The organism is Acinetobacter sp. YH12045, assembly GCF_013419925.1.
GTDB classification, from domain to species: Bacteria; Pseudomonadota; Gammaproteobacteria; order Pseudomonadales; family Moraxellaceae; genus Acinetobacter; species Acinetobacter amyesii.
The window spans coordinates 311,845-325,337 of the sequence record NZ_VOZE01000001.1; the positions used below are offsets into that span (position 1 = coordinate 311,845).

Below are 13,493 nucleotides of genomic sequence, written 5' to 3' on the forward strand. Positions count from 1 at the left end.
CGTAAAATTACTTTTCAAGATATTGTAATTTATCAGCTTTACCGTTCCATTCTTCACGGTCGGCAGGTTGATCACCAATTTGAGTGATGTTCGGCCATTTTTGAGAAAGTTCAGTATTAAGTTCGATAAATACTTCTTGACCTTCAGGTAACTCATCTTCAGAGAAAATCGCGTTAGCTGGACACTCAGGTTCACATAGCGCACAGTCGATACATTCATCTGGATTAATAACAAGGAAGTTTGGACCTTCATAGAAACAGTCAACAGGGCAAACTTCTACGCAGTCTTGATATTTACATTTAATACAGTTTTCAGTGACAACAAAGGTCATGGCGACAGCTACCTAAAAAATATGGTTCTAATAAACTAATGGTGTATTTTAGGCAAAAAATAGGGTAACTAACAATTCCTTTTATTGATAATTATTATATGCAGTGCTGTTAAAATCACTAAAAACTGAACAATTTATGTAAATTTCACAATGAATGAGAATCATACTCAAAAACTAATTAAATTACATCTGTTTATCGAACAATATTTTTATGTGCATTTTAAGCATGAAACATTTTAGAACATTAATTTTTTATCAATTTATTGCTGAATAGCCGCAGTAGTAGATAGCAAACATTCACTAATTTACGCGTTTGAATGGAGTCAATGCAAAGAACACCTTCATAGGTGCTCTTTGCATATCTCATCTATCGTTATTGCTCAATTAGATCTTAAGTAAATCCTTTAAGGCGTAAAGCTGTTGTAGTGCTTCACGTGGACTTAAGTTATCGATATCTATATCTGCTAAAGCATCAAGTACGGGCGATGTTTTTTCAACTTCAACTACGCGTTCGATGACTTCAGGCTCTGCGAGTGCCGAGAATAGATCGGTTTGTACAGCCGTATTGAGTTGCTGTTTTTGCTGAGTTTCTAATATACGAAGGCGATTTTGCGCTTCTTTGATCACAGCTGCAGGAATCCCCGCAAGCTTTGCTACTTGTAGACCATGACTTTGACTCGCAGGGCCTTGTTGAACTTTATGTAGCAGGATCAAGTTGCCATTAAGCTCACGAGCAGTCACATGATAGTTATCGATATTGGCGTCTTTGCCTAACTCGGTGAGTTCAAAATAATGCGTTGCAAATAAGCATAAACATTTAATGCGACGGGTGAGATCGAGTACACATGCCCAAGCCAAAGATAAGCCATCATAGGTACTCGTACCACGCCCAACTTCATCCATCAGTACCAGTGATTGATTGGTTGCATGATGAAGAATCTGAGAGGTTTCAGTCATTTCCACCATGAAGGTTGATTTGCCTGTAGATAAGTCGTCGGCAGATCCAATACGGGTAAATATCCGGTCGATAGGCCCTAAAATGGCAGATTGGGCAGGGACAAAGCTACCACAGTAGGCCAATAAACTGATTAAGGCTGTTTGGCGCATAAAGGTCGATTTACCGCCCATATTTGGCCCTGTGATAATCGCCATACGGTGATTAAAGTCCAAACTGGTATCATTTGGAGTAAATGCTGATTTGCTCAGAGATTCCACAACTGGGTGACGTCCGGCTTTGATTTTGATCCCAACTTCAGGGCTATATTCAGGACGTGACCAATTTCGTAATCGAGCTTGATGGGCAAAATTAGCCAGTAAATCAATTTGCGCTATAGCGGCGCTCATCATTTGTAAGTTGCCAATATCTGCACGTAACTCATCAAGTAATAGCTCAAAGAGCATTTTTTCGCGCGCTAATGCACGTGACTCACTCGAAAGCACCTTATCTTCAAAAGATTTCAACTCAGGGGTAATGTAGCGTTCCGCACTTTTTAGGGTTTGGCGGCGAATATAATGATCAGGTGCTTGCTCAGCCTGCGCTCGAGTGAGTTCAATATAGTAGCCACTGACACGGTTATAGCCAATTTTTAAGGTTGAAATTCCGGTTTGTTCACGCTCTTTGATTTCGAGATCAATGAGGAATTGTCCTGCATGGTCACGAATTTTACGTAGTTCATCAAGTTCAGTGTCGAAACCCTCGGCAATCACATTTCCATCACGTAAAAGCACTGGCGGGTTTTCTACGATGGCAGACATGAGACGCTCATGTAAGCCGTGAAAATCACCCATTTCATCATTTAACTGAGCGATTAGCTTAGATTGATGTGCCTGAATGATCGGTTCAAGTGCATGTCGAAGATAGGGAATTTGTGCACAAGTTTGACGTAACTGAACTAGGTCTCGTGGACGAGCACTGCCGAGAGCTACACGAGATAGCACACGTTCAATATCACCAATTTCTTTGAGAACTAAGCGGATCGGAGACTCATGATAGCCTTGCAGCATCGCTTGTGATGCATCTAAACGTGCATCCAATAAAGCGGTATCTCGTAAAGGCTGCATTAAGGTACGACTTAATAGACGGCCACCCATCGCAGTTTGGCAATCATTGATTAGTTGGAACAGGGAAGTACCATGTTCAAATAGGGGATCAATCAGTTCTAAGTTACGACGAGTGACGGGGTCGAGCGCCACAAAATCACTACTTTGTTCGAGTTGAATGCTGCGAATATGTGGTAAAGCAGTTTTTTGAGTCACTTTTGCATAGTGAATCAAAGCCGCTGCGGCAGCTTTCGCCAAAGGTAAATGGTCAATACCAAAACCTGAAAGTGTGGCAACTGCAAATTGGTCACACAGCGTTTTTTGTGCGTTATTTAAATTGAAGTCGACGTTTGGACGTTTAGTGACAGGGCAGTCTAATTGACGTTTAATTTGCTCGACAATATTCGGATCAATAAGATCTTCATCAATCAAAATTTCGCTCGGCATTAAACGTGAAAGTTCGATTGCTAATTGTTCCAGCTGATAGTCCATTTGCTGAACTTTGAAAATACCTGCACTGAGGTCTAGTAAAGCAATCCCGATCTGATTTTGTTGTAAGCAGATCGCGACTAAATTTGAACTTTGATGAGAGGGAATTAGTGCATCATCCGTTAATGTCCCCGGGGTAATGATACGAACAATGCCGCGCTCAACTGGACCTTTACCTGTTACCTCACCAATTTGCTCGCAGATCACCACCGTTTCCCCTTTTTTTACAAGGCGGGCTAAATAGCCTTCAGCTGCATGGTACGGGACACCCGCCATAGGAATAGGCTCACCATTGGCTTTACCACGATGTGTTAGTGTAATTCCTAAAAGTTTTGCTGCCTTATGCGCATCTTCAAAAAAGAGCTCGTAAAAATCACCCATCCGATAAAACATCAGTGAATGCGGATTTTGCATTTTGACTGACATGTACTGTTGCATCATCGGGGTCAGGGTTGAAAGGTCAACTTTGGAATTATCAGCTTGCATGAAACGAAATACCTTAAAATAAAAATTTGTGCGCTGCTAAACGAATAACACTGTTTTGATGAAAATTGGATTTAGAAAAAGTCCTTATATTTATATTGTCTCTTCATTCAAAACCACAGGTGTACGTTAACAAATCGTGTTGCTGATTCTAGCAAAAAAAGTGGTAGGAAAATGCCAGAAAAGGTTTGTCTGCATGTAAAAAAAAGCAGACTTGAGTATTCTTTAAAACACTAAAATATCTCAGTATAAATTCAAAAAGCTTAGACTGACTCAAATACTAGGCTATGCTTCAGCCTGAGCTAATCGATATTGGTTGCGATCGCTACCTTATGCAAGGTAAAGTGCACGATCGGCAGCCTATATAAATTTCTGAATTTTATAAGATTTAGATGGAATGATCGTTTCCGTACCGATGCTAATCTTCACAAATTCAGACATATGGCTGGCTGGATGTGGAAGTTCGAGTGATTAAGTTCTGCATAATAAATCGGCTGCCAAAGGTTCAATTTTCAGCTTCAGTTAACACCCTAAAGAGGAGTAAAAACTATTCGCTGCCATTGTGTGCAGCTAACTCACTATTTCGATTGGTGATTTGAGACAAAACCTCTGCAATTTGGGGCAGGCAGATGTCAACCGCCTGATGACCTAAATGATCAGTTTAATTTTCAAAAATTCGATATCGATCACCATGATGCTTAAAGGCTGTTGATGGCGTAGGGCATAATGCCATAGCTATTCTAAAGCTCCTTATAATGGACGACAGTCAGTGGTCATGTTCTACCAACCCGTAACCATGGCAATATAAAAACGCATACCAACAAAGGCATAGATGATGACCACGGCATACTTCATGGCTGCATGTAATAGCGCATCATTGTGATCATTACAAATCATAGTAAAGATGATAAATATGATCGCAACAGCGCACATCGAGCCTAGACAAGTATAAACATTAAAATAAGGGGTTAATGCGGAAAAAAAGAAAAATCCCATGCGATCAGAGTGATAAACACTACCCAAATATACAGAGGAATCTACAAAACTGCGTTATGGAATCACTTGATAAATCCCCGTACATGACAGGGCATACAGGAGAAAAATAATGATTCCGCGAAAACAAAATTTTTTCGCCGCTTCATCACGGTAGAGCGGTTGATAAATGGATTATAAACTTGACGTAAAATATACTTAATTTTATATAGTTATGATTAGACCCTTAATTTCACAGAAGAAGTGACTTAAAGCCTTAAAATTTCATAATTCGATATGCTCATAAAAAATTAGGAAATGGGCACAATATTTTGAATTTATTTTACAATAATTTATCTCCAATATAAGGTTTATGTAAAGTTTAACGAGTGCCTTTGAGTTTTAAAATAATTAAAAAAAAGCTTATATAGTAATTACCTGAATAATGGCATATTCAAGTAAATGCAGAAATAAAAAAACCGATCCTGAGATCGGTTTTAAAATATGTAGATCGATTTAAATGCTGTATTGCCTTATGGTTTATAGAGGCCAAGTTCAATCAAATGCAAACGTAATATACGGCGTAGTTCGAGTACAGCTTCAGGGGTTTCTTGAATCGAATGACCCCCTTTAATGATTTTTTCTGAAACAGCACCCTCTAGATGAGCACTAGTGTATGGTACGATATCATCCGTCATAATATTTTTATCTTGACTGTTGGTGTTATTTCCCATAATTGAATGAAACTTCAAACCCTTACGCGGCTGAATATTTTCAGTGAGCGCGATAAATTTTGATTGATGACTTAAGTCACTTGGTCCATTTTGGATCAAGCCATGGTCAATTTCACGAAATAAATCTTTCAGGTCTTCTTCTTGAGTTAACACATCACCCATAGCCGATAAAAAAGCTCCTGGGAGTTTAATAATTTTTCGAGCGGCTTTGGTAAACCAGCGATCTGCATATTCTGTACCACGATGAGGTGCAGCCAAAAAAATTGCACGGCTGAAATTAGGAATATCATCAATCACCATACGTTGCTTCACGACTGGAATATTTCGGTACTGATTTAATTGACGTGAATTCATCATTTTCAAAGCTGCTTGCGTGGTATCGGCTTGGCTGACCAGTAGTCGTGCAATAATGCCGCCCATACTATGACCGACTAGAACAGCATCTTTTTTAGCTGCGGCATTGGCGTCTACTTTGCTAAAGGTCTGAGTCAAAATGGAATAAATTTGGAAGCGGCTTTCAATAATCGGCATATTAGTTGAATAGAAGACTTGCCACACTTGATAATGTTCACGTAGCACTGAATCGCCCATAATATCGTTAGTCAGACGAATCCATGCTTCAGGGCTGCTAGCAAGGCCATGTACCAAGACGATAACTTTCTTGTCAGGATTATATGGTTCAAGCATGTAGAGATGCGGCATCGTCAGTTTTTCATCTCGGTCAATCAGTGATAAATAAGCTGCCTTACCCAAGTTATTTTGTGCTAACCAAAGACCATATGGAGCAGAAAAATTGGCAGCAAGCGCATAGTTTTTATTGGCAATATTGACCTGTTCATACTTATACGGGTCGTAAGCTTTAATTTGAAACTCATGTTGATTCAAAATTTGATCAACTGTAGTTGCAGCGCTTAGTGGTTCAGCCGTTAAGGTTGCAGCTAAATAGCGCGCTTGATGGATATTAGGATTTGAACCAGACGGATATTTAAAATCAATCGGATTGATAATATATTTGGCTTTGCCTGTTTCAATCGTATGTTCTTCGGGTAAAACCACAAGAAATTCGGAGCCAAAACCATCTCGACGTGTAATTGAACGTAAACCTGAGAAGTTAAGGTTATAGGTTGACATCAATTGTTCAATTTTACGATTTTTGAGTTCTGGGTAGTGGCTGAAGTCTATGTGATAGGTGGTTTGCCCAACTTTAATCTGTTGAGTGACTTTTTGCGGTTTATAACGTAGTGCATAACTGCTAACCAATTTGGCAATCCCTTGATTATAGAAATCACGGATTTGAACTTGACGGTTATCAAAAATACGATCAGCAGGCGCACGTTTGGTTTTAAACATGTACGCATAGCTATAGCGAATACTTTTATCGAGAAGTATCAATTGTTGATCTAAGCACTTATTATAAGTGTCTTGTTCAATTTTTTGTTTTTCTTCAGATTTGTGACTACTGAGCACACCTAACTTGCAGGCTGAAGAAGATTCATATTCTATAGCTTTAGCTAAATATAATTCACTTGCTGTAGAAAGTAATTGTTCATCTTGAATCTGAGGAATTTGTTGTAACTCATCAACACAGGCTTTCGGGTCTTCTGTGCAGGCTTTGGCTTCCCGACCTGTCATCGACAAGACATTTAAACTGGCTTCGCTAAGTTTGTTTCGAGAAATAATACTTTCACGTTCATTGGCAATCGAAACATTGAGTTTTTGATTTTTGACACTGACGACCTGACATCCACTCAGTACGCTTGTACTTATGATTCCAAGGAGCAGTATTTTTTTAATATTTTGCTGCATAAAGAGGCCGCGCATAAGGTTAAGTATTTTCAAATCATACGATAATTGTCAGGATTTTCAATTCACCTTAAATGAAAAAAGACCGTTAAAACGGTCTTTTTTCAAAAGAATTTTCTAAATCGTCTGATTTAAGACGCAGCTTTAGGTGGATTTAAAACTTGCCAAACATTCCAGCGACCTTGCTTTTCAATTTCTTGAATTAAACGATCAGCAACTTCTGCTTCTTGTGGATATTTAACTTTATAGTTCTTTAAAACCTGAATGGCGTTCTTTTTTTGTTCCATGGCAATATAGTTATTTGCTGCAGAAAGATACGCTTCTTGAACACCGGCTTTCATTGCTTTGTCTAAGTATGGAATCGCTTCACGTTGACCACCACCTTCAGATAAACCAAAACCGAACCAGAAGTTTGCTTCTGCATCATCTTGGTTGATTTTTAAAATACGTTGTGCGTAAGTTAATGATTTAGTTGTGTACACAGAACCCAAATCAAGGTTACGTGCCATCACACTGGCTTTAAATGCACGAACTAAAATATCAAAAGAAGCATTGTCTTTAGACGCAAGCGTATCTAATTTTTGCGTAACTTCCTTGAGTTTAAGCTCAAACCCTTTGCGTTCTTGGCGTTGAACAAAACGTGGTGGATAGTGACGTGCTTTACCTTCAACAAGCTGTAAGAAATCATCAATTTCAGTAATGTCGATTTCATTATCACCTGCTAAAGCAGCAAATTTCATCGAACGTTCTTTGCTGTCAACAGTGGGGATAATCAGGCGGTTTTCTTCTAGGGTTAATTGCTTAGATGGGTCGGTTGGGCTAGTTACCACCATCTTAGTCACAGGCTGTGCAGCAGCTTTTTGTAAATTTAATTCAAAAGGAGGTGGTGCATCGTAGTTAAATGGGTTGAGTGCGTAGAAAGGTGGAGTCAGTTCAGGCTCTACAAAAATCATGGCATCTTTAGGAGCATTATTTTTAGTTGGGGCGCTTCCACAAGCGGCAAGGGTTAAAGCAATACAAGCAACTGCCAAGGGCTTAAGCGTCATATGATTCATCCATTAAATTTATTTTATAAAAAAAGCATGTTGGTCAGTCTAAAAAAACTCTGAACAACATGCAAGTTAAAGGCAATTTATTCTGATTGCTTTTGGTTAAGCTTTAGATTGACTACTTTGAGCTTCGCATTCGCGGCGCACATCTTCAATGATTTTAAGTTCTTCCTGACTAAAGGGTTGTTCATTAAGCTGTTGCTTTTTGAACGTTGGGTCAAGGAGAGACAAACGCTGACACAAATTATTCATACGTTTTTCATTGTGCTGAATACGATCTAACAATACACGCATACCTTCTAACATTGGGTCAGTTTGGTCTTGTGTTGCAGCATACGGTTGGAAACCAATACTTTCTGCATAATCGCGACGACGGGTTTCCGCTTCATCTTTTGGTTTATCTTTGGTGATAAAGCGTGCTGGATTGCCCACAGCAGTAGTATTTGCAGGAACTTCTTTAGTCACGACGGCATTTGAACCGACTTTGGCATTTTTACCTACCGTAAATGGGCCCAAGATTTTTGCACCGGCGCCAACCACTACGCCATCTTCCAAAGTTGGGTGACGTTTGCCTTTGTTCCAAGTCGTGCCACCTAAGGTCACACCATGGTAGAGGGTGACATCATCACCAATTTCAGCTGTTTCACCAATCACCACACCCATACCGTGGTCAATGAAGAAACGACGACCGATTTTTGCACCCGGATGAATCTCAATGCCTGTGGCAAAGCGGCTAAAAGAAGACAATAGACGAGCTGAGCCTTTACACTCTTTTTTCCAAAGTTCATGTGCCATACGATGCATGATTAAGGCATGAATTCCTGGATAAGTCGTTAAGACTTCGAGCGTATTTCGTGCAGCAGGATCGCGCGCGAATACAGCCTGTATATCTTCTTTGAGCTGCTTAAGCATTAGATTGATCCTCATTGTCTGTAGATTTTTTCCATGTTCCGTTATTTAAAGCCTGTACTCGGCTAAAGATGCCACGTAATAAGTGGTATTCCATACGATCTAATTGTATACGTCCAAATAGGCGACGCAAGCGTAAAGGTAATAATCTTGGATTTTTTGGATCCATAAATTCAATCTCTGCCAGCATTTTTTCAATATGCGGGTAGAACTGTTCCATCATTTCATGGGTCACCAAAGGTTCATCCCATTCCATATCGATGTCATCAGTAACATGCATATTGGCATCAGGATTTGCCGTTAACTCAGTATGTGCAAGGGCGGCCATGCGCATTTCATAGCAAATGACTTGAATCGCTTGGGCAACGTTTAAGACGCCATATTCAGTATTTACTGGAATAGTGACGTGGTAGTTGGCCATTGCCAATTCTTCATTGGTCAAACCACGGTCTTCACGGCCAAACACCACGGCAATTTCTTGCTGTTGTTCACAGACCGCTTTGAGAGACATTTCGGCAGCAGGGCGAGCGTCAAGTAATGGCCATGGGATGGTACGACTACGCGCACTAGTACCAAAGACAATATGACAATCTTTAATGGCTTCTTCTAATGATTCAACGATTTCAATTTGATCAATTAAATCGACAGCACCGGCAGCTAAGGCATTAATGTCCGGATGCGGGTAAGTCTTCGGTGCAACTAAGACCAACTTTGAAAGTCCCATGGTTTTCATGGCACGTAATGCACTACCAATATTTGCGGGTAATGTTGTATTCACCATGACAATACGCACATGGGAGAGATGTGCTGAAACCGCAGCATTGTCAGTTTGATTCATGATATTTCCAATATGTTTATTTAAAAAAGCAGTTCAAACAGCGTTTAAACTTTAAGAAAATTGATTGGCTTCTGCTTGGTATAAATCCATGGCATCATCCATGCTCATCCCATCTGGCGGTGGCGGAACCTGCGCAGGAATAGAGGCTTGTTCATAACTTACCGCTTTGGCAGCTTTGGATTTGACATGATATTCGACATGCAAAGATTCTTTGCCGAAGTAGTCACGCAGCTTAGACAGTAATTCATCTAGTGGGGCAACTTTCCAGTTTAAGCCCAAATGAATGTCGGCCGTCGCATATGGATAGTCAATATATAACTGCACAGGTATATGCGTACACATATCGACATTGCAGAAAGGCAGTAAAATATTTTGGATGTCGCGTGATAGCGTTTTACTAAAATGTTCAGGTGTTAATTTAATTTGAATGGCATTGGCACGTTTTTGACGGATTTCATTCAAACTGAAGGCTTTAGTTAAGCGACCCATTGGCCGATCAAAACCTTCACGTTCGTAAATTTCACCTTCAATGACCACCACTTTTTCGTTTTGAATCACATCTTTGAAGCGGTTAAAACGTTCGTGATTCGCAGACACTTCTATACGTGCAGTACCATCATCGAGCGTCACCATCATGCGGTTCGGGAAGTTGGCAATATCGACGACTAGGCCTGCAAATACTGTAGTGACACCACGTCGTGTAGGCGTAAGCTCATTAATGCGCTGTGAAATAAAGGCTTTTAGCTCTGATCGATACACATCGATCGGATGACCTGTTAGATAAAGCCCGAGAGTATCTTTTTCACCTTTAAGACGAACTTCATCAGACCACGGTTTAACAGGTTTAGAAGGTTTACGCTGAACTTCTTCAACTTCACCAAATAAATCCATCATCCCTGTTTCGCGGTTTGTACGGGCTTGGTCAGCCGCTTGTACAGCTTCTGGCAATTGCGCCATCAAGTCAGCGCGTTCTAATCCTAAACAATCCAATGCGCCACCACGAATCAATGCTTCAAGCGTGCGCTTATTGATTTTTTTTAGGTCAATACGATGACAGAAGTCAAACAGATCTTTATATGGGCCATCTTGGATACGTGAGTCAATCACAGACTGCATGGCAGCTTCACCGACACCCTTGATCGCACCTAAACCATAGACGATGGTTTTTGGATCGCTGGCATGGAAATTATATAAAGACATATTGACCGAAGGTGGCAAGACTTCAAGACCATTAATACGACAGTCATCGATTAAGAACACCACGTTGTCCGTGTTCTGCATTTCCGAGGTCATCACTGCTGACATAAATTCAGCAGGGAAATGTGCTTTTAACCAAGCGGTTTGATATGCAACAAGGGCATAGGCTGCGGCATGGGATTTGTTAAAACCATAGCCTGCGAATTTTTCCATATAATCGAAGATATGATTGGCCGTATCTGCATCAATACCTTTGGTTGCAGCACCTTCAGTAAAGATCTGACGGTGCTTAATCATTTCTTCGACTTTCTTTTTACCCATGGCACGACGAAGTAAATCCGCGCCACCCAAGCTATAGCCAGCACAGAACTGCGCTGCCTGCATTACCTGTTCCTGATACACCATAATGCCGTATGTTGGTTCAAGGACACTTTCTAGTAATGGATGTAAGTATTCAAACTCGCCACCATGCATACGGTAAATAAAGTCAGGAATCAGATCCATCGGGCCTGGACGGTATAAAGACACGAAAGCAATAATTTCTTCGAACTTACTTGGACGTGCCTCTTTCAGCATTTTTTTCATGCCGACGGATTCAAACTGGAAGACCGCTGTGGTATTTGCATCTGCGAACACAGCATAGGCAGGTTTGTCATCCAAAGGAATCAAGGAAATGTCGACAGGTGTAGTGATATCTGGACGGGCATTGATGTGCTTAATGGCATCTTCAATTACCGTTAAGTTACGTAAGCCCAAGAAGTCGAATTTAACTAGACCTGCAGCTTCCACATCGTCTTTATCGAATTGGGCTACACGGTTAGTTCCATCTGCATCACATAGGACAGCCGAATAGTCAGTTAACTTAGTTGGTGCAATAACCACACCACCGGCATGTTTACCTGTATTACGGGTAATGCCTTCAAGTTTGAGTGCCATTTCCCAAATTTCGGCTGCATCGTCGTTATCTGGGTTAGATGGATTGGTGACAATATCTTTTAGCTGTGGTTCGGCCTCAATGGATTCTTCCAAACTTAAACCTAAAGGCTTGGTCGGAATCATTTTAGAAATACGGTCAGCCAAACCATAAGATTTACCCAAGACACGGGCTACGTCACGAATTGCACCTTTTGCCGCCATGGTACCGAAAGTTGCAATTTGAGAGACCGCATCTCGACCATAGGTGCGTGCAACATAGTCAATAACACGGTCACGACCTGCAATACAGAAATCGACGTCAAAGTCGGGCATTGATACACGTTCAGGGTTTAAGAAACGTTCGAACAGTAGGTCATAACGTAGTGGGTCTAGGTCAGTAATTTTTAAACTATAGGCAACCAAGGAACCTGCACCCGAACCACGGCCTGGACCAACAGGGACGCCATTACCTTTAGACCATTGAATAAAGTCCATGACAATCAGGAAGTAACCTGGGAATTGCATGGTCAGGATGATCCCGACTTCATAAGCCAAACGTTCATCATAAGGCTTACGAATTTCTGGCCAGTCGTCACCACGTTGTTCGACAGGGTACAAATGCGCTAAACGTTCTTCTAAACCTTCTTTCGATAAATGTTCAAAATAGGTGTCAATTGTATGGCCTTCAGGAATTGGATAATCGGGAAGGTCATGGAAGCCTAAACGTAATGACACATTACAGCGTCGCGCAATGTGATAGGTATTTTCTATAGCCGTTGGAATGTCTGCAAACAGCTCCGTCATTTCCTCAGCAGTTTTAAAATACTGTTCAGGACTGTAATTTTTAGGGCGACGATTGTCACCGAGGACATAGCCATCGGCAATACAAACGCGTGCTTCATGTGCCTCGAAATCTTCTTTACGTATAAAATGCACATCGTTATGAGCAACCACACCAATGTTAAATTTCTTCGCAAGTTTTACTGCTTCGTGAATAAAGTCTTCTTCACCCGAGCGCTCAGTTCGTGTAATCGCTAGATAAACACGATTGCCAAATTTTTCGACCCATTCAGCTAACAGGGGTTCAGCTTTTTGCGGGTTAGAAGAGCAAAGCATTTTGCCGACATCACTTTGCATACCCAGTAAAACAATCAAGTCTTGGTGTTGATTTAAAATCCAATCTTTTTTTACGCAAGGAATATCAAGCTGTTGACCAGAAATATAACCTTCAGAAACCAACTCTGTTAGACTGCGCCAACCTTTATTGGTCATCGCTAGAAGAGTAGCTTTGTGTTCAGCATCATTCAAACGAATGGTTGAACCAAATATGGGTTTAATGCCTTTATCTAAGCACTTTTTATAGAATTTTACAGCAGCATGTAGATTTGAAAGGTCAGTAATGGCCAGAGCGGGCATTTCATCTGCAGCTGCAGCTTTTACAAGATCAGGTATACGTACAATAGATTCAGTAATGGAAAATTCTGTAAAAATACCAAGATGTACAAAGTGCATAGATGAGTCCCTGCGAAAACAGCTGCTGATTTTAGCATGCTCTGAGATCAAACTTGCGTTTATTGCATGGCTTTATGCAGATTTATAAATTCACTGTTTAAGCAATAAACGCTGTATGACAATCACGGTTTAGCAAGCAATACCTTGATTAACTGAAAAAGCTATTAATTTGCTATTTTTAAAGTTGAAGGCTAGATTGCCAATATAGGGTAAATCATAGT

The 13,493-nt window shown here is 40.6% G+C and carries 7 protein-coding genes; all 7 read right to left on the minus strand.

The window, feature by feature from the left end; genetic code table 11:
• Window positions 1-7: 7 nt before the first annotated feature.
• Window positions 8-331: a ferredoxin FdxA gene (gene fdxA / locus FTU02_RS01670; RefSeq protein WP_004651686.1), complete on the minus strand. Its 324-nt coding sequence runs from the start codon at window positions 329-331 to the stop codon at window positions 8-10.
• 384 nt (window positions 332-715) lie between these two features.
• A complete protein-coding gene (mutS, locus tag FTU02_RS01675; RefSeq protein WP_180155460.1) occupies window positions 716-3,346 on the minus strand; it encodes a DNA mismatch repair protein MutS in 2,631 nt (876 codons plus the stop codon).
• 1,502 nt (window positions 3,347-4,848) lie between these two features.
• Window positions 4,849-6,855, minus strand: coding sequence for a triacylglycerol lipase (locus tag FTU02_RS01680; RefSeq protein WP_180155462.1), 2,007 nt, complete (start codon window positions 6,853-6,855; stop codon window positions 4,849-4,851).
• A gap of 128 nt (window positions 6,856-6,983) precedes the next feature.
• On the minus strand, window positions 6,984-7,898 hold the full coding sequence (locus tag FTU02_RS01685; RefSeq protein WP_078193555.1) for an ABUW_2363 family tetratricopeptide repeat lipoprotein: 915 nt from the start codon (window positions 7,896-7,898) through the stop codon (window positions 6,984-6,986).
• Window positions 7,899-8,003: 105 nt separating this feature from the next.
• Window positions 8,004-8,813 carry a serine O-acetyltransferase gene (cysE, locus tag FTU02_RS01690; protein ID WP_111883774.1) on the minus strand — a complete coding sequence of 270 codons (810 nt, stop codon included), beginning with the start codon at window positions 8,811-8,813 and terminating at the stop codon, window positions 8,004-8,006.
• On the minus strand, window positions 8,806-9,648 hold the full coding sequence (locus FTU02_RS01695; RefSeq protein ID WP_180039995.1) for an RNA methyltransferase: 843 nt from the start codon (window positions 9,646-9,648) through the stop codon (window positions 8,806-8,808). The genes cysE and FTU02_RS01695 overlap by 8 nt, the downstream gene beginning before the upstream one ends.
• Before the next feature lie 51 nt (window positions 9,649-9,699).
• Entirely contained in the window at window positions 9,700-13,272 is a 3,573-nt protein-coding gene (dnaE, locus tag FTU02_RS01700; protein WP_180084291.1) for a DNA polymerase III subunit alpha, read from the minus strand.
• Between the last annotated feature and the right edge of the window lie 221 nt (window positions 13,273-13,493).

Bases quoted from the DNA above. Each gene is read 5' to 3' on its own strand.
- FTU02_RS01685 (WP_078193555.1), bottom strand. From the start codon at position 7,898: ATGACGCTTAAGCCCTTGGCAGTTGCTTGTATTGCTTTAACCCTTGCC.
- cysE (WP_111883774.1), bottom strand. From the start codon at position 8,813: ATGCTTAAGCAGCTCAAAGAAGATATACAGGCTGTATTCGCGCGCGAT.
- dnaE (WP_180084291.1), bottom strand. From the start codon at position 13,272: ATGCACTTTGTACATCTTGGTATTTTTACAGAATTTTCCATTACTGAA.
- mutS (WP_180155460.1), bottom strand. From the start codon at position 3,346: ATGCAAGCTGATAATTCCAAAGTTGACCTTTCAACCCTGACCCCGATG.
- FTU02_RS01680 (WP_180155462.1), bottom strand. From the start codon at position 6,855: ATGCAGCAAAATATTAAAAAAATACTGCTCCTTGGAATCATAAGTACA.
- fdxA (WP_004651686.1), bottom strand. From the start codon at position 331: ATGACCTTTGTTGTCACTGAAAACTGTATTAAATGTAAATATCAAGAC.
- FTU02_RS01695 (WP_180039995.1), bottom strand. From the start codon at position 9,648: ATGAATCAAACTGACAATGCTGCGGTTTCAGCACATCTCTCCCATGTG.